Source organism: Streptomyces sp. enrichment culture, from assembly GCF_964273255.1.
Classification (GTDB): domain Bacteria; phylum Actinomycetota; class Actinomycetes; order Streptomycetales; family Streptomycetaceae; genus Streptomyces.
Genome location: NZ_OZ186835.1, coordinates 436,391 through 453,689, shown reverse-complemented (window position 1 = coordinate 453,689; position 17,299 = coordinate 436,391). Strand labels below are relative to the sequence as shown.

16 protein-coding genes are annotated in these 17,299 nt (G+C 74.3%); 7 read left to right on the top strand and 9 right to left on the bottom strand.

Annotated features, from left to right (window positions below):
• The first annotated feature begins 81 nt into the window (after positions 1–81).
• On the top strand, positions 82–249 hold the full coding sequence (locus ACSU53_RS02040) for a hypothetical protein (protein ID WP_192231460.1): 168 nt from the start codon (positions 82–84) through the stop codon (positions 247–249).
• Between the two features lie 130 nt (positions 250–379).
• On the opposite strand, the gene ACSU53_RS02035 is transcribed toward ACSU53_RS02040, so the two are convergent.
• A complete protein-coding gene (locus ACSU53_RS02035; RefSeq protein WP_437024489.1) occupies positions 380–1,789 on the bottom strand; it encodes a lipase maturation factor family protein in 1,410 nt (469 codons plus the stop codon).
• 265 nt (positions 1,790–2,054) lie between these two features.
• On the opposite strand from ACSU53_RS02035, the gene ACSU53_RS02030 reads away from it, so the two are divergent.
• The gene (locus tag ACSU53_RS02030; protein ID WP_437024488.1) at positions 2,055–4,169 is read left to right on the top strand and encodes a SpoIIE family protein phosphatase; all 2,115 of its coding nucleotides are present in this window, start codon (positions 2,055–2,057) and stop codon (positions 4,167–4,169) included.
• A 31-nt stretch (positions 4,170–4,200) separates the two neighbouring features.
• Positions 4,201–5,064 carry an Fpg/Nei family DNA glycosylase gene (locus ACSU53_RS02025; RefSeq protein WP_437024487.1) on the top strand — a complete coding sequence of 288 codons (864 nt, stop codon included), beginning with the start codon at positions 4,201–4,203 and terminating at the stop codon, positions 5,062–5,064.
• 30 nt (positions 5,065–5,094) lie between these two features.
• Here ACSU53_RS02025 and ACSU53_RS02020 read toward each other — a convergent pair whose 3' ends face one another.
• The 3 genes from ACSU53_RS02020 to ACSU53_RS02010 form a co-directional block, all read right to left on the bottom strand.
• A complete protein-coding gene (locus ACSU53_RS02020) occupies positions 5,095–5,748 on the bottom strand; it encodes a zf-HC2 domain-containing protein (protein ID WP_437024486.1) in 654 nt (217 codons plus the stop codon).
• Between the two features lie 151 nt (positions 5,749–5,899).
• Positions 5,900–6,412: a hypothetical protein gene (locus ACSU53_RS02015; protein WP_437024485.1), complete on the bottom strand. Its 513-nt coding sequence runs from the start codon at positions 6,410–6,412 to the stop codon at positions 5,900–5,902.
• Between the two features lie 136 nt (positions 6,413–6,548).
• A complete protein-coding gene (locus tag ACSU53_RS02010; RefSeq protein WP_437024484.1) occupies positions 6,549–7,094 on the bottom strand; it encodes a sigma-70 family RNA polymerase sigma factor in 546 nt (181 codons plus the stop codon).
• Between the two features lie 211 nt (positions 7,095–7,305).
• Between ACSU53_RS02010 and ACSU53_RS02005 the strand changes: the two genes are divergently transcribed.
• On the top strand, positions 7,306–8,457 hold the full coding sequence (locus tag ACSU53_RS02005) for a CapA family protein (RefSeq protein ID WP_437024483.1): 1,152 nt from the start codon (positions 7,306–7,308) through the stop codon (positions 8,455–8,457).
• A gap of 98 nt (positions 8,458–8,555) precedes the next feature.
• On the opposite strand, the gene ACSU53_RS02000 is transcribed toward ACSU53_RS02005, so the two are convergent.
• Complete coding sequence (locus ACSU53_RS02000; RefSeq protein ID WP_437024482.1) at positions 8,556–9,017, bottom strand: universal stress protein; 462 nt, start codon at positions 9,015–9,017, stop codon at positions 8,556–8,558.
• Between the two features lie 112 nt (positions 9,018–9,129).
• Here ACSU53_RS02000 and lysX point away from each other — a divergent pair, with 112 nt between their 5' ends.
• Both lysX and ACSU53_RS01990 read left to right on the top strand, forming a co-directional pair.
• Positions 9,130–12,408 carry a bifunctional lysylphosphatidylglycerol synthetase/lysine--tRNA ligase LysX gene (gene lysX / locus ACSU53_RS01995; protein WP_437024481.1) on the top strand — a complete coding sequence of 1,093 codons (3,279 nt, stop codon included), beginning with the start codon at positions 9,130–9,132 and terminating at the stop codon, positions 12,406–12,408.
• A 159-nt stretch (positions 12,409–12,567) separates the two neighbouring features.
• A complete protein-coding gene (locus ACSU53_RS01990; RefSeq protein ID WP_437024480.1) occupies positions 12,568–13,407 on the top strand; it encodes a polysaccharide deacetylase family protein in 840 nt (279 codons plus the stop codon).
• 31 nt (positions 13,408–13,438) lie between these two features.
• Here ACSU53_RS01990 and ACSU53_RS01985 read toward each other — a convergent pair whose 3' ends face one another.
• Positions 13,439–14,098, bottom strand: coding sequence for a class F sortase (locus ACSU53_RS01985; RefSeq protein WP_437024479.1), 660 nt, complete (start codon positions 14,096–14,098; stop codon positions 13,439–13,441).
• A 336-nt stretch (positions 14,099–14,434) separates the two neighbouring features.
• On the opposite strand from ACSU53_RS01985, the gene ACSU53_RS01980 reads away from it, so the two are divergent.
• Positions 14,435–14,953 (top strand): hypothetical protein, encoded by a 519-nt coding sequence (locus tag ACSU53_RS01980; RefSeq protein ID WP_437024478.1) that lies wholly within the window; start codon positions 14,435–14,437, stop codon positions 14,951–14,953.
• A 141-nt stretch (positions 14,954–15,094) separates the two neighbouring features.
• On the opposite strand, the gene ACSU53_RS01975 is transcribed toward ACSU53_RS01980, so the two are convergent.
• From ACSU53_RS01975 to ACSU53_RS01965, 3 genes are all read right to left on the bottom strand, one after another.
• Entirely contained in the window at positions 15,095–15,631 is a 537-nt protein-coding gene (locus tag ACSU53_RS01975; RefSeq protein ID WP_437024477.1) for a hypothetical protein, read from the bottom strand.
• Between the two features lie 299 nt (positions 15,632–15,930).
• Positions 15,931–16,695, bottom strand: a complete 765-nt coding sequence (locus ACSU53_RS01970) for a DUF4239 domain-containing protein (RefSeq protein ID WP_437024476.1) — start codon at positions 16,693–16,695, stop codon at positions 15,931–15,933.
• Positions 16,696–16,808: 113 nt separating this feature from the next.
• Positions 16,809–16,949 (bottom strand): hypothetical protein, encoded by a 141-nt coding sequence (locus tag ACSU53_RS01965; protein ID WP_437024475.1) that lies wholly within the window; start codon positions 16,947–16,949, stop codon positions 16,809–16,811.
• Positions 16,950–17,299: the final 350 nt, after the last annotated feature.

Genomic DNA, 17,299 nt, shown 5'->3' with positions numbered 1-17,299 from the left:
CCCTCATGTGCCTGCCCGTCAGGTGACTGCAAGCGTGACGGCCGGGCATACGGGAGTTCACCCTAGGAGAGGAGCTCGCGCATGCTGGGCATCGTGGCCGCCGTACTGTTCTTCATCTCTTTCCTGATCAACGCGGCGGACATCGGCACCAACGACGTGTTCTCGTCGGTCAACATCATGCTGCTGGGGCTGACCGCCCTGGCCCTGCACGTGGCCGGCGTCGGGGCGGGCATGCCCCGCAGACGCTGACCACCCCTGTCCACGGGCCTGGTGACGCTCCGTCACCAGGTCCGTGTTCCCGTGGTTTCGAGGTGCAGGCGCCCGACACGGGGAGCGACGCCCCCGCGGCGCTCCGCCCGGTGACCGAACACCAAACCGCCTAGACGTCCCCGAGCCGGGTGGGCGGCGCGAAGTCCCGGACGTACGTCCGCTGCCACCAGGCGCCCGTCTCCCGCAGCTCCCGCCGCGTGCTGAAGCGGTAGCGGAACAGCCGGGCGCGGACGTACCGGGGCGGCGCGTCCGGCGGGAACGGGGAGGAGCGCAGCAGCCGCAGCGTGTCCCGGTCGCCCTCCAGCAGCCGCCGCACCAGCGCGCCGAACCACGGCTCCGCGTACGCGGGAGACAGCGCGGCGAACCACATCAGCCAGTCGAGCCGCAGGTGGTACGGGGCGAACTGGCGCGGCCGGCGCCGCGGGTCGCCCGGCTTGCCGCGGAACTCGTACGCCCGCCAGTCGGCGTCAGCCCCGGGCGTCGCCGCCGAGGTGCCCTCGATGACCACCTCGTAGCGCACCCGGCTGACGCTGCCGAAGGCGCCGTAGGTGTTGACCAGGTGCAGCGGGTCGAAGGAGCGGTTCATCACCTGGCGGCGGGAGACCATGTTGCGGACCGGGCGGAAGCTGAGCAGGAGCAGCAGCGCCGACACCGCCAGGACGACCACCACGTACCACGGCGGGGGAGCGGACACCTCGGGAGCGTCGGACGGCAGCCGCACGGCGGACAGCGCCAGCACCACGGTGAGCCAGTTCAGCCAGGCGAAATTGCCCGACAGCACGAGCCACAGCTGGGTGAGGATCATCAGCGCGGCGGCGGCCGAGGCGACCGGCTGCGGGGCGAACAGCGCGAACGGCACCACCAGTTGGGTGACGTGGTTGGCGGCCGCCTCCACCCGGTGCAACGGCCGGGGCAGGTGGTGGAAGAACCGGCTCAGCGGGCCGGGCATCGGCTGCGTCTCATGATGGTGGTAGAGGCAGGTCAGGTTCCGCCAGCAGGCGTCGCCCCGCATCTTGATCAGCCCCGCGCCGAACTCCACCCGGAAGAGCACCCACCACAGCAGGTACAGCACCGCGACCGGCGGCGCCACCTCGTCGTTGCCGAGGAACACGGCGAGGAACCCGGTTTCCAGCAGCAGCGACTCCCAGCCGAACGCGTACCAGGTCTGCCCCACGTTGACGATCGACAGGTACAGCAGCCACGGCACCAGCCACAGCAGCATCGCGCCCCACAGCGGCACCACCGAACCCAGCCCGGCGAGCAGCGCCACCGACACCGCGCAGCCGGTCCACGCCACGAGGGCGAAGAAGCGGTCCGAGACGTACAGGTGGAACAGGCTGGGCGAGCGGCGCGGCGGCACGGCGGCCACGAACCGGGACACCGGCAGCATGCCGCGCTCGCCCAGCAGCGGCCGGAACTGCAGCGCCGCCGTCAGGAAGGCGACGACGTACAGCGCGGCCAGCCCCCGCTGGAAGACCTCCCGGGTCAGCCAGTACTCCGGCGCCCCGAACCACTCCACGGCCGCGGCCTCCCTCCGGCGTCCCGCCCCGCGGCGCGGACGCTCCGTCGGACGCCGTGCCCGGCCGTCCGGGCCGCCACCGCGCCGCGGGTGTCACCTGCCCGGGTGAACGGCGGCCGGACCGCGCCGCCGCCCGCCGTCCCCGTCGCCCACCGCGTCCCGGCACGCCCGGCGCCCCCGGGCCCGCCGGTGAACGTCGGCGACGCACCCCCGCGTACCCCGCGCAGCGGTCGAAGATTCGGATGAATCCTGGCAAGGTGGCCCCATGGCTGATCGGGGAGCGGGCGTGCTGTCACTCCCGGACGACTGGCCGGACCACCCGGACCCCATTCTGGCGCTCAACCGCATGGGCAGCTTCGACTGGGACCTGGACACCGGCGTGATGCAGATGGACGCCCAGGCCCGCGAGATCTTCGACATGCGGCCCGAGGAGTACGACGACCGTCCCGCCACCCTGTCCGACCGGGTCCCGCCCACGGAGGCCCAGCGGCTCGACGCCGCCGTGTCGCAGGCGCTGAAGGACGGCAGCGAGAACTACGGAGCCTACTTCCGCCTCCGCCGCCGCGACGGCACCCTGCGCTGGACGCACACCCAGGGCTACATCCGCCGGGACGAGACGGGCCGGCCCCGCCGCATCATCGGCATCGTCCGCGACGCCACCCAGGAGCTCAACGACAGCACGGCCCGGCGCCAGGAGGCCGCCCAGGAGACCGCCCGCCGGGAACAGACCAACGTCGTGCAGCTCACCACCGCCGCACTCGCCCACGCCCGCACCGTGCAGGACGTCATCGACGTCCTGAAGGACACCCACGGCCTCACCCACCTGGGGGCGACCAGCCTCGTCATGGGCCTGGTCGAGGCGGGCCGGATCCGGCTGATCGCCGAGGGGCCCGCCGGCAGCTTCGTGCCGGGCACCCGGGTCACCGGGATCGAGGAGGCGTACCCGATGAGCGAGGCGGTCCGGACCCTCGGCCCCTGCTTCATCGAGTCGCCCGAGGAGTTCGCCGAGCGCTACCCGCTGCTGTGGCCGCACCTGGACGGCCTGAACGTCACCTCGGCTGCCTATCTGCCGCTCATCGTGCAGGCCCGGCCGATCGGCGCGATGGGCCTGCTCTACAGCGACCGGCACGGCTTCTCGCCCGAGGAACGCAACATCCTCGTCGCCCTCGGCAGCAGCATCGCCCAGAGCCTGCAGCGGGCCATGTTCTACGAGCAGGAGATGGACCTCGCCCAGGGGCTCCAGCAGGCCATGCTGCCCCGCACCATCCCCAGCGTCGCCGGCGCCGACGTCGCCGTCCGCTACCGCGGCGCCACCCTCGGCGGGTCGCTCGGCCGGGACATCGGCGGCGACTGGTACGACCTGATCCCGCTGCCCGGGGGGACGACCTCGGGCGCCGGCAAGGTGGGCGCCGTCATCGGCGACGTGCAGGGCCACGACACGCACGCCGCCGCCGTCATGGGCCAGCTGCGGATCGTGCTGCGCGCCTACGCCGCCGAGGGCCACCCGCCGGCCACCGTGATGGCCCGCGCCTCCGTGTTCCTGCACGAACTCGACACCGACCGCTCCGCGACCTGCCTCTACGCCGAGGCGGACCTGTCCACCGGGGTGCTCCAGGTGGTCCGGGCCGGCCACCTCGACCCCCTGGTGCGGCGCACCGACGGCTCCTGCCGGAGGGTGTCCGTGCCGGGCGGGCTGCCGCTCGGGCTGTCCGCCGAGTTCGGCCGTCTGGACTACCCGGTGGGCACCATGGAGCTGGACCCCGGCGACACGCTGCTGCTGTGCACCGACGGGCTCGTCGAGCAGCCGGGAACCGACCTCGACGAGGGCATGGAGACCCTGGCCGCGCTCGTCGGCACCGGCCCGGACGACGTCCGCGACCTCGCCGACCGGCTCATCGAGGTGGCCGACGAGCGGCGCGGCGACGACGACGTGGCCCTGCTCGTGATGCGCCGCCGCCCCCTGGACAGCCCGCGGGCCGGCGGCCGCCTCCAGCAGCACGTGGCCCCCGGCGACCCGGAGGCGCTCTCCGAGGCCCGGCGCATGATCCGGGCCGCCGTCGGAGCCTGGGGCGCCCGCGACCGCGCCGACGAGATCGAACTGGCCGCCGACGAGCTGATCACCAACGCCCTGATGCACACCGAGGGCTCGGCCGTCGTCACCCTGCGGCTGATGACGGGCGGCGAACGGCGGCTGCGGGTGGAGGTCGAGGACTCCTCCAGCGCCCTCCCGCGCCGCCGGGACGCGGGGGAGGCCGGGGTGTCCGGGCGCGGCCTGCTGCTGGTGGAGATGCTCACCGACCTGTGGGGGGTGGAGGCCCGGGGCGGCGGCAAGTGCGTGTGGGGCGAGTTCGCGCTGCCCGACGGGGCGGAGCCGGACTGACCGCCCGGGTCCCGGATGGCACCCTGGACGTATGCCGGAACTCCCCGAGGTCGAGGCGCTCAAGGACTTCCTGGCCGAGCACCTCGCCGGTCACGAGATCGTCCGGGTGCTCCCCGTGGCCGTCAGCGTCCTGAAGACCTACGACCCGCCCCTGTCGGCCGTCGAGGGCCGCGAGGTCACCGCCGTGCACCGGTACGGCAAGTTCCTCGCCCTGGAGACCGGCGGCGGCCCGTACTTCGTCACCCACCTGGCCCGCGCGGGCTGGCTCCAGTGGCGGGACCGCCTGCCCGGCGGCCCGCCCCGGCCCGGCAAGGGGCCGCTGGCCCTGCGCGTGGCCCTGGAGACCGGGGAGGGCTTCGACCTCACCGAGGCCGGGACGCAGAAGCGGCTCGCGGTGTACGTGGTGACCGACCCGGCCGAGGTGCCGGGCATCGCCCGCCTGGGCCCCGACCCGCTGGCCGACGACTTCGACGAGGCGCGCCTGGCGGACCTGCTGTCCGGTGAACGCCGCCGGCTCAAGGGCGCCCTGCGCGACCAGGGCCTGATCTCGGGCGTCGGCAACGCCTACAGCGACGAGATCCTGCACGCCGCCCGGATGTCCCCGTTCAAGCCGGCCGGCTCGCTGACCGGTGAGGAGACCGCCCGGCTGTACCGGGCGCTGCGCACGACGCTCACCGAGGCGGTGGAGCGCTCCCGGGGGGTGGCGGCGGGCCGGCTGAAGGCGGAGAAGAAGAGCGGTCTGCGGGTGCACGGCCGCACCGGCGAGGCGTGCCCGGTGTGCGGCGACACCATCCGGGAGGTGTCGTACAGCGACTCGTCCCTGCAGTACTGCCCCACCTGCCAGACGGGCGGCAAGCCGCTCGCCGACCGCAGGCTGTCCCGGCTGCTGAAGTGAGCCCCCCCGGGCCGGCGGGGCGAGGGCCGGTCAGCGGGGCCGCAGGGTGACCAGGTGCTCGCCCTCGGAGGTGCGGACCTCGTAGTGGTCGATCTGCCCGGACCGCAGGGCGGAACCGGCCAGCATAGTGTGGGGGCGGTCGTCCCCGCCGGGCACGCGCCAGTTGGTGACGGTCTCCTCCGAGCCGTCGCGGCCGACCACCACCAGGTGGCAGGTGCGGGGGCCCGCACCGTCCTTGACCTGCACCTCGATGCTGCTGCCCCAGGTCTCGTCGTCCGAGGTGACCTGGGCCCACACCCCGGTGCGGGTGTCGGTCGCGGCGACGCTCCCGCGCCCGCCGTCACCGCCGCCGGTCACGATCGCGACGGCCGGGGCGGACACCGCGAACACCACCGAGGCGGCGAGCGCCAGCATCAGCCGGCGCCGTCCCGCCCGGTGGCGGGTGGCCACCTCCGCGAGCAGCCGGTCCAGCATCCTCGGGCCCGGCTTGGCCAGGGGGTGCACCAGCCGTGGGGTGGAGCGCCGGTACAGCATCAACTGGCGCGTCGCCGGGCCGAATTCGGTCACCTGGGCAGCGCAGCTGGGGCACTCCATGAGGTGGTCCTCGAAGCGGAACGCCTCCGCCTCGTCCAGCACGCCGAGCGCATAGGCGCCGACGTCGCGATGCCTCTCCAGGGACCTCATGCCGAATCCTCGTGCCGTTGGGTGCGGGTGGGGTTACTCCTTGCTCCCACCGGTACGCACCAGGCAGCCGAATCACTCAAGCAACGGACCGAATCGTAACCAAAGGATTCGGAGCCCTCCGGCCCCCGGATTGGGCGGTTTTCCGTCGGCGCTAGAAAAGGTGGATGGCGAGGTGGCCGAGGGGCAGTCCCAGCTCCCACGCCGGCGTCCACACATTCGGGCCCTCGTCCTCCCCGGCCCCCGCGCCGCCGCCGGGGACCGCGTTGAGGTCGGGTGCCAGCAGCTCCGTCTCGAGGAGCCAGCGCCAGGCGGCCCGGGCGAGCTCCAGGTCCGGGTCGGGGCCGGCGGCCGCGGCGTCGGCCGACAGGTCGGCCAGGCGGTCCTCCACCCACTCCTGCCACGGCTGGTCGTAGGCGGTCAGGGAGAGCCAGGTCTCCAGCTGGGTGATCACCCGGATGCCGGAGAGCTCGCGGTCGGTGTCGGACAGGAAGACGGTCAGCGCCAGCGCGTCCCGGCCGGCCCGGAACTCGAAGGACGTCGGCGGCATCAGGTCGCCGCTGCGCAGCAGCTCGTCGGCGATGTACTCGGCGTACAACCAGGCCATGGGGACGACCAGTTGGCCGTCTCCCGGGCCCTCCGTGCTCTCTTGACCTCTGTGCAGCATCCCTTCCTGCCTTCCTCCGTCACGTGCGCGTCGCCCGCAGCCGGGCCCCTGGTCCGGAACACGGATGAGGACAGCCGATTACTCAACCGGGGCAGTCGGCAAGGCGCTTTACGGAGGTTTGACTCAGCCGCCGGTTTCACCGCAGGTCGGCGGCGTATCCTGGAAGCACCCGGCGCAGGGCGCGCAGCGCGTAGTACGCGCGGGACTTCACCGTACCGGGAGGGATGCCGAGGGCTGCCGCGGCTTCCGCCACACTCGCCCCCTGGAAGTACACCAGCACCAGGACTTCACGGTGCTCGGGAGTGAGAGTCTTCACAGCCTCGCGGACGTCGAGGGCGGCGGCGGCCCGTTCGGCGTGGTCGGAGATGACGCGCGCGTTCTCCAGGACGGCGTCCCCGACCTCGGCGGGACGGGCCTGCCGGGCCCGCCGGGCGTCGATGGCGAGCCGCCGGGCGACGGTGAGCAGCCAGGGGCGCACCGACTCGAAGTCGGCCGCGCGCAGCGCCTCGGGGTGCTGCCAGGCGCGTACGAGCGTCTCCTGGACCAGATCCTCCGCGCGCTGCCGGTCTCCGTCGCAGAGCCGGAGCAGCAGCGCGAAGAGGGGCCGGCCGTGCTCGCGCTGGAGAGCGGCGAGCTCGTGCTCGGCGGTGGTCCCGTTCGTGAGTGTGATTCCGGCCGTCATGGCCGTATGGCAACCCACGGGGCCGTCCGGGGACAGGGCGCGCGCAGGAGCGTGCGGCGGACGGTCGATCGCGTCGACGAACGGTTCGACGAACGGTTGAGGCGGCCGTTCCGGCACGCCGGACGGCATGTCGGGCGTGTCGGAGCGACAGAGACCCCCGGTCAGATTTGTATCTGATTGTCAGGAAATATGACTACAGTGGGGTGAAGTGATGATCACACGGAGTCGACGACTGGCCCTGGCCCTGACCGTCGTCCTCGCCGCCGGCGCCGCCTGCCAGGCCCGCGACCACCGGCCGTCGGAATCCGGCCACCCCGCCCCCGCACCGGCCGCCCGGGGCTTCACCCTGGTCGCCTCGGGGGACGTCCTGCCGCACATGTCGGTCATCGACCGCGCCCGCTTCGACGCGGGCGGCACCGGGTACGACTTCCGGCCCATGCTCGCCGGGGTCCGCTCCGTCGTCGCCGGCGCCGACCTGGCGCTGTGTCACATGGAGACCGTGTACGGCGAGAACGGCGACTACACCGGCTACCCCGTCTTCAAGTCCCCGCCCGAGGTGGCCCGCGGCCTCGCCGCCACCGGCTACGACGGCTGCTCCACCGCCTCCAACCACACGCTCGACGACGGCGCCGACGGCATCCGCCGCACCCTGGACGCCCTCGACCGCGCCGGCGTCCGGCACGCCGGAGCGGCCCGCACCGAGCAGGAGTCCCGCACGGTGACGATGCACCGCGCGGGCACGGCCCGGGTCGCCCACCTCGCCTACACCTACGACACCAACGGCATCCCCCTGCCCGAGGGGCAGCCGTGGGCCGTCGGCCTGATCGACGAGGACCGGATCGTCGCCGACGCCCGCACGGCCCGCGGCGCGGGGGCCGACGTGGTCGTGGTCTCCGTCCACTGGGGCACCGAATGGCAGGAGGCACCCGACGACCGGCAGGTCGCCCTCGCCCGCTCCCTCACCGCCGCCCGCGACGGCCGGCGCCCCGCGATCGACCTCGTCCTGGGCACCCACGCCCACGTCCCCCAGGCCTACGAGAAGGTCAACGGCACCTGGGTGATCTACGGCATGGGCGACCAGATCGCCGGCGAGATGGTCAACCACGAAGGGGCCAAGGACCCCCGCGGCAACCAGTCCACGCTGGGCCGCTTCACCTTCGCCCCGCCGGCCCGCCCCGGGGAGCGCTGGCAGGTGACCCGGGCCGAGTTCGTCCCGCAGCTGTTCGACGTGGACGCCGGACGCGTGGTCAACCTCAACCGGGCCCTCGACCGGGGCGCCGAGGTGAAGGCCGTACGCGACCGCATCCGCGACGTGGTGCTCAGCCGGGGCGCGGCCCAGGACGGACTCGTCATGGGGAAGTAGACGCCCCGGCCCGCACCCGCCCGCTGCCCGCTGCCCGCCTCGCCCCGGCGCCGCCGGCCGACGGCGCCGGGGCGAGGCGCGCTGCGGCGAGGCGGGCCCTACGGCACCACCGTCACCGGCCAGCGCCCCGTCTTCACCAGCCGCACCGCGACCGACCCGACGAACCGGTGCCCGGCCTTCTCCGACGCGCCCACCACCACCGCGTCCGCCCGCAGGTCGTCGGCCGCCTTCACCAGGCCGTTGTACGGATCGCCGCGGAAGGTGTGGAACTGCCAGCGCGGCGCGGACAGGTCCCGCACCCGCTGCGCCGCCTCCCGGATCTGCGTCACCAGCTCGTCCGCGATCTCGTCGGTCGCGTCCGCCGCTGGCGCCCCGAGCGCCACCCCCGCCGCCATCACCGGCCGGACGTACACCGCCGCCAGCATCGCGCCCTGACGCCGGGCCAGCCCCAGGGCATAGGCCGCCGCGCGCATCGACGACTCCGAGCCGTCCACCCCGACCACGATCATCTTCGGACCGTCGGTGCCCCGCTCGAACCGTCGTGCCTGCGATTCCGTCACGTGTGCGAGGCTATCGGACCCCCGGGCGAGGGCCCCGGTCTCCCGGCCCCCGCGGCGACGGCCCCGCCCCGCTCGACGCGCGGGGCGACGGAGGTGTTCCTACAGTCGAAACATGAGTGCCACCGTGGACACCGGTACCGCCCGGGACACCCAGGCGCCGATACGCCGCCCCGGCCGCCTGTTCCCCGGCCGGGTGCCCCAGGTCTTCGCGGTCTTCTTCACCGCACTCGGCATCCTGTGCGTCCTGCTCGCCGTCATCCCGCCCCTGCGCACCGGCCTGCGGCCCCTGACCGACGTGCTGGAACTGCTCCTGGTGCCGGTCAGCGCCAACCTCGCCTACGCCGTCTTCCTCTTCCTGCTGGCCGCCGCGACCGCGGCCCGCAAGAAGATCGCCTGGTGGCTGGTCGTCGTCTACCTCGGGCTGCTGCTGCTCGCCGACGTGATCGGCCTGGCGGCCGGCGAGTACGCCGACTCCCTCCCCTCCTTCGCGGTCTGCGCCGTCGCCCTCGGCGTGCTGATCGCGGCCCGCGGCGAGTTCTACGCCCTCTCCCGCCGCGGCGCGGCACGACGGGCGCTGGCCGTCCTGGCCGCGGGGCTCGTCGTCGCCGTCCTGGCCGGCTGGGGACTGGTCGCCCTGTTCCCCGGCGGCCTCCCGCGCGGCCAGAGCCTGGCCTGGGCGGCCAACCGCGTCCTCGGCGGGCTCGTCCCCGCCGACACCTTCGACGGCAGCCCGCCGCGCCCCCTGTTCTTCCTGCTCGGCCTGTTCGGCGCGCTCGCCCTGCTGAACGCCGCCGCCACCCTCTTCCGCTCCCAGCGCCTGGAAGCCGCCCTGCACGGCGACGAGGAGACCCGCATCCGCGCCCTGCTGCGCGCCTACGGCGACCAGGACTCCCTCGGCTACTTCGCCACCCGCCGGGACAAGGCCGTCGTCTTCTCGCCCAGCGGCAAGGCCGCCGTCACCTACCGCGTGGAGACCGGGGTGTGCCTCGGCAGCGGCGACCCCGTCGGCGACCGCGAGGCCTGGCCGCACGCCATCGACGCCTGGCTGGAGGTGGCCCGCCGCCACGCCTGGACACCGGCCGTGATGGGCGCCTCCGAGGAGGGCGCCCGGGCCTTCGTCCGGGCCGGGCTCGGCGCGCTCCAGCTCGGCGACGAGGCGGTCCTGCACGTCGCCGGCTTCGATCTCGACGGACGGGACATGCGCGTCACCCGGCAGGCGGTCAACCGGGTGCGGCGCGCCGGTGCCGGCTGCCGGGTGCGCCGCCACTCGTCCCTCTCCGAGGACGAGATGCGGGAGATCGTCGAGAAGGCCGACGCCTGGCGGGACACCGAGACCGAGCGCGGCTTCTCCATGGCCCTGGACCGCCTCGGCGACCCCGCGGACGGCGACTGCCTGCTGGTGGAGGCCCACGGAGCCGACGGCAGACTGCTGGCCCTGCTCTCCTTCGTCCCGTGGGGGCGGGACGGCGTCTCCCTGGACCTGATGCGCCGGGACCGGGAGGCCCCCAACGGCGTCACCGAGTTCATGATCGCCGAGCTGTGCGCCGCCGCACCCAAGCTGGGCGTCCGCAGGATCTCCCTCAACTTCGCCGTCTTCCGCTCGGTGTTCGAGGAGGGCGCCCGCATCGGGGCCGGCCCGGTGCTGCGGCTGTGGCGGCGACTGCTGCTGTTCTTCTCCCGTTGGTGGCAGCTGGAGGCCCTGTACCGCTCCAACGCCAAGTACCACCCCGAGTGGTACCCCCGCTTCCTCTGCTACGGGGAGGCCGCCTCCCTCGCCCGCGTCGGCCTCGCCTCCGCCGTCGCCGAGGGATTCGTCCGCGTCCCGTCCCTGCGCGAGCTCCGCGAGAAGGGGCGTCCCCGGGACCGGCACCGGCCCGCCACGACCGAGGGCCTGCCGTCCCTGGCGGCGCTCGGCCTCGACGGAGGGGACGAGACCGAGCCCGCCGACCCCCTCGCGCACCTGCCCGACCAGGTCCGCGTCCGGCACCGCAAGCTGGACCGGCTGCGCACCCAGGGCGTCGACCCCTACCCCGTCGGCGTCCCCGCCCGCACCCACACCCTCGCCGCCGTCCGGCCCGGCCAGGACGTCACCGTGACCGGCCGGATCATGCTCGTCCGCGACTTCGGCGGCATCGTCTTCGTCGTCCTGCGCGACTGGTCCGGACAGCACCAGCTCGCCCTCACCCGGGACGGTTCCGGCGCCGCCCTGGACCGCTTCACCGCCGACACCGACATCGGCGACCACATCAGCGCCACCGGCCGCGCGGGGGTCAGCGACAGCGGCGAACCGACCGTCTTCGTCACCTCCTGGCAGCTCGTCGGCAAGTGCCTGCGCCCCCTGCCCGACAAGCGGCGCGGCCTCGCCGACCCCGAGGCCCGGGTGCGCCGCCGCTACCTCGACCTGGTGGCGAGCCCCGAGGCCCGCGACGTCGTCCGGCGCCGGTCCACCGCCGTCCAGGCCCTGCGCCAGGGCCTGCTGGAGCGCGGCTTCCTCGAGGTCGAGACGCCCATGCTCCAGCAGATCCACGGCGGAGCCAATGCCCGCCCCTTCACCACCCACATCAACGCCTACGACCTCGACCTGTACCTGCGCATCGCCCCCGAGCTGTACCTGAAGCGGCTGTGCGTGGGTGGCATGGAGAAGGTTTTCGAGATGGGCCGCACCTTCCGCAACGAAGGCGTCTCCTACAAGCACAACCCCGAGTTCACGATGCTGGAGGCCTACCAGGCGCACGCCGACTACGACGTGATGCTCGACCTCGTGCGCGAACTGATCCAGGGCGCCGCGACCGCCGCCTTCGGCTCACCCGTGGCCCACAAGGACGGCACCGAGTACGACATCTCCGGCACCTGGCCCGTCAAGACCGTGCACGGCGCCATCAGCGAGGCCCTCGGCGAGGAGATCGGCCCCGGCACCGAACTGCCCGAGCTGCTGCGGCTCTGCGACCGCGCGGGCGTGCCGTACACCGACGACGACGGGCCCGGCGACGTGGTGCTGGAGATGTACGAGCGGCTGGTGGAGGAGAAGACGCAACTGCCCACCTTCTACAAGGACTTCCCCACGGACGTCTCACCCCTCACCCGCGAGCACCGCACCGACCCCCGGCTCGCCGAACGCTGGGACCTGGTGGCCTTCGGCACCGAGCTCGGCACCGCCTACTCCGAACTCACCGACCCCGTGGAACAGCGCCGCCGGCTCACCGCCCAGTCCCTGCTCGCCGCGGGCGGCGACCCCGAGGCGATGGAGCTGGACGAGGACTTCCTCGACGCGCTCGAATACGCGATGCCGCCCACCGGCGGCCTCGGCATCGGTGTCGACCGCCTCGTGATGTTCCTGACCGGGCTCACCATCCGCGAGACGCTGCCGTTCCCCCTCGTGCGCCGCCGCTGACGCGCACCCCCACCTCGGACCCCGGATGCGCCGGCGCGGGCGCCGGGCGCATCCGGCCGGGTGGAATCCCGTCCCGAAACTGGGCCGCTCGGGTGGAATCGTGCCGCCACACCGGTGTCGCGGCAGAGCGCCGGGCCCGCACCGGGCGACTGATGACTCATGAAGAAGGATCAGTTGCTCACCCGGCGCCGGGCGTTGCTCACCGGCGCCACCGCAGTGGGGGCGGCCGGCGCGGCGGGTCTGTTCGCGGCGCTCTCCGGGAACCCGACGGCCCCGGCCCCCGCCCCGCCCATCCCCGGGGCGCAGGCCGCCCGCCCGTCGAAGCCGTCCGCGTACCGCCTCCAGCCCCTCACCGGGTACGGTGCCCCGCGCTCCGTGCCCGGCAGGACACCGGTGCGCAGCGAACCGCTGCTGCGGATCTCCGGGCGCGGCCGCACCATGGTGCTGACCTTCGACGACGGCCCCGACTCCCGCTACACCCCCGCCGTCCTCGACACGCTCGCCGAGTACGACGTGCGGGCCATGTTCTTCGTCTGCGGTGAAATGGCCTCCTACCGCAAGGAGTTGCTGGCCCGCATGGCGGAGGAGGGCCACGTCGTCGGCAACCACACCTGGTCCCACCCCCTGCTGACCCGTCTCGGACGCGGACGCATCCGCTCCGAGATGGAACGCACCAGCGACGTCATCGAGGACGGCTGCGGTGAACGCCCGCAGTGGTTCCGGGCCCCCTACGGCGCCTGGAACCGGGCCGCGTTCCGCATCGGTGCCGAACTCGGCATGGAACCCCTGGCCTGGACGGTCGACACCCTGGACTGGACCGAGCCGGGCACCCGCACCATCGTCGACCGGGTGGAGGACGGCGCCGCCCCCGGCGTCGTCGTGCTCTCCCACGACGCCGGGGGCGACCGGTCGCAGAGCGTCCGGGCCCTGCGCGAGTACCTGCCCGGGCTGCTGGACGCCGGCTACCACATCGGCGTGCCGCGCCGCGTCCCCGCCTGAGCGGCCCCCGCCCGCCCGGCCGGGCCCGCGCTCAGCGGACCGCGGTCAGGCGGGCGAAGGCGACCACGTTCCCGTCGTAGCCGTCCTGCTGGGAGAAGCCGCCGCCGCAGGTGATGACCCGCAGCTCCGCGGCGCCCTTGGAGGCGTAGACCCGGTCGCCGGGGAAGTCGTTCTTCGCGAAGACCTCGATGCCGTAGATCTCGAACACGGCCGTCTTTCCGTCCTGGCGGGCGATCTCGACCTTGTTGCCCTTCTTCAGGGCCCCCAGCCCGTAGAACACGGCGGGGCCCTGCTGGTTGTCGACGTGGCCGACCACGACCGCGGTGCCCTTCTCGCCGGGGGTGACCGCGCCGGTGAACCAGCCCGCCAGGTTGGGGTCCTCCGCCGGCGGAGCGTCCACCCAGCCCTCGGCGTCCAGCCCCACGGCCATGACCGGCGCGTCGACCTGGATCGCGGGGATGCGCACCCGGTCCGGCAGCGCGTACGGCAGCGGCTGGGCCGCCCCGGCCACCGGCGCCCGGGTGTCGGCCGCCGCCGCACTGGCGGGCTGCGGCGGACCCACGTCGAACTCCCCCGACCCGTTGCGGATCAGCGCCAGGCCGGTGAGCAGCACCAGCGCTATCACGCCCCACGGCGCGCGCTTCCTGCGCCGTGCCTCCTCCTCGGCCTCGGCCGCTTCGAAAGCAGACATTCGCTCTTCCCCTCTCGACGCGGCCGTCGCCGCGTCACCGGCGCATGGCTGAAACGCTAGGTTCCGTGGGCGGAACCGGCGACGGGACGGCGCCGAACGGGTGCCCCGGGACGACGGCCGTGCGCCATCCGGGGAACCGCCGTGGGAGGACGGCTCCGCAGGGCGTGACCTGCGGCGATGAACGATCTTGGGCGCGGCGGCGGACGGACCGCTCACCGGGACGGACCATTCCCGACATGCGGCTGCCCGCACGGCAACTGAGGGTTCTTCCGGGAGGCGCTTTCTCGCCGATCCACGCCGGGTACGGGACCCGGGGCGTCTTCCGCGGAGGATCACATGCGCAACTCACGTGCCCTGGCAGCCGCCGCAGCCGCGGTCGCCGTCCTCGGTCTGGGCGCCCCGGTGGCGGTCGCGGACGCCCCGGTCGCCGTCTCGGACGGCGGCGGGGTCCCCAGCCCGTCCAACATCACCGCCCTGCCCAGCGTCATCGCCCGCGGTGGCCAGCTGACCATCACCGTCGACGGCTGCCCCCACGGCGGGCACGCCACGTCCAACGCCTTCCCGCGCACCCACCTGACGCCGGTCAGCGGGTCCCGCGGCACCTCCCGGGGCACCGCCACCGTCAACTCCGACGCGCGGCCGGGTTCGTACGACATCACCGTGCACTGCTCCGGGCGGACCCTGACCCGCTCGGGCGCCTTTACCGTCATCGGCGGTGTGCGCGGCGGTCTCGGCGGCAGCAGCACCACCGGTGCGACCCCGACCGACATGGCCATCGGCGGCGGGCTGGTCGCCGCGGCCGTCGCGGCCGGCGGCGTGTTCTGGATGCGCCGCCGCGCCGAGAAGCGGATCTGAGCCCTCCCCTCGGACGGCCCGCTCGCACGTGACCGCAGCCCTTCGCCCCGGACGCCACCGGCCCCGGGGCGAAGGGCTGTCGGGCGGTCCGGGGACCGGCCGTCGGAACCGGTCGTGGGCAGGGCGTCGGGGTAACGGCCGTCAGGACTCGTCCTGCGGTCCCGGACGGCGGACGTGGCGGTACGCGGCGCCGAGGGCGCCGGCGACGACCAGCGCGCCGAGGCCGATGCGGCCCGCGTCGAGTCCCGCGAGGCTGCCGCCCTCGCCGGCGTGCACGCCCTTGGGGTGCGACGGTTCCACGGGCACCGGGCTGGGGAGCGGCACCGGCCGGTCGGAGGCGATGGCCAGCGGTGCGGTGCCGGTGACGCCGTCGCAGGTGAACGCCACCTGGTACACGGCTCCGGGCCGCGCGTCCCAGTCGACCACGGCCTTCGCCGTGGACTTCTTCGGCGGCAGGGTGACGCTGTCGAACACCGGTGAGGTGACCGTCGCGTGGCCCTTGCAGCCGCCCCCGGCGCGGTCGATGCGCAGGGTGACCGTGTCCCCCGGGTCGACGATGCCGGGCTCGACGCCGAATCCGAACGGCGTGACGTCGCCGGCGACGGCCGACGGCGCGGCGGCCAGGGCGAGGGCGCCGGCGCCCAGCAGGGCTGCCGAAGCGACGCGTATCGCGTGCATGAGGTTCCTCCGGGTCCCGAAGCGCAGCCGCGGACCTGTTCCGCGCGGGGCAGGGATGCGCCTCGATGGGCGAAACGCTAGGAACGCCCACCCGCCCGCGCGATCGCAGTCGCGCGAACGGGTCATTCCGCAGGGCCGTGCGGGCGAATCCGGGTCCTTCCGGCGGGGGACGGGCCCGGCGTGGCGCCCGCTGCGGGCGCCCGGTGTGCTGTAGCGGGCCCGGCCCCGGCCCGGCCGGCGGACCGCCGGGGCTCCGTGCCGCGCCGGGGTGCGCCCGGGGGGTCCGGGGCGCGGCGGGCTCAGCCCCGCAGGTGCGGGAAGAGGTTGAGGAACGGGTCGGCCGAGGCGGTGATGCCCCGGCTGTAGGGCATGTCGAAGTCCCAGATGAGGAACAGCAGGAAGGCGATGAGCGCGGAGAACATCCCGGCGAGCACCAGTTCGCGGGGGGTGCGCCTGATCTGCAGTGCGAAGATCATCCCGACGGTGACCACCCCACCGGTGATCAGCCCGAACCACACGACGCCCGGCATGGTCTCGCCGGTGGACTCCGCCCGGGCGCTGCGGGCCTGGTCGGCGGCGGCCACCTGGTCGACCAGCGGCTGGTAGGCCTGGGCCTCGAAGTCCGTGCGCGGTTCGTAGTCGGTGACGTCCCGGCGGATGCGGTCGAGGAGTTCGGTGCCGCGCTCGGTGACCCGGGCCTCGTCGGCCATGGTGCGCCACTCGGTGGTCACCACGAACGACACGTAGGCGTCGACGTCGTCCCGGATGCGGTCGCGCGTCTCGGGCGGGTAGACCCGGACCCGCTCCGCGATCTCGTGCAGTGCCACCGCCTCCGCCCGCACGTGGTCCTCGGCGGCGCCGCGTCCCTCCCAGACGCCGGCGATCGCCAGGCCCAGGACGATGGCGTACACCACGCCGATCCACATGGTCATGTACTCGATGACATCGGGTGTCTCGGTGGGGTCCTCGTCGTCGGCGGCCCGCTGGTGCCGGATGACGGTGATGGCCACCACCACGGCACAGACGGCCAGCATCGCGAGGGTGAGAACAAGCCATTCCGGCAAGAGGTGCCTCCAGAACGAGTCCACGGGTCAACGGGGAACGGACGACGAGCGGGACAGGACGAGCGGGGCGACGGCGCGCGTGCGGTCGGCGGCGCGCGTGCGGCGGCCCGGGATCAGCGCGGGCGGAGCGCGGCGACGGCGACCACCGCGGGGGTCGCGATGAGCAGGACGAAGGTGAGCGGCGAGGTGGCGCCGCGCGTGGGCCGCTCGGCGCGGGGGGCCGGGCGGGGCACCGGGTAGCGCACCGGGGTCACGGACGGGCGCGGGGTGGCCGTGACGGTGGGCTCCGGCGTGGGAGCGGGGCGCGGCCTCGGCGGCGGTGCCGGCCGGGCCGGGGGAGGCGTCGGACGGGCCGCGGGCGGCGGTGGGGGCGGCGCCGGGGGTGTGGGCCGGGCCGTCGGGCTCGGCTTCGGCGGCGGCGGAGGGGCTGGTTCCGGCGGGGGTGGAGGGGGCGGCGGTGGCGGTGGCGGGGGAGTCGGCGGAGGCGTGGGGGTGGGGGCCGGCGGCGGAGTCGGGGCGGGGGGCGAGCACTTGGGCGGCATGGGCCAGGTCATGCTGCCGGCGACCGCCACCGCCTCGGTGCCGTCCGGGCCGGTCGAGGCGT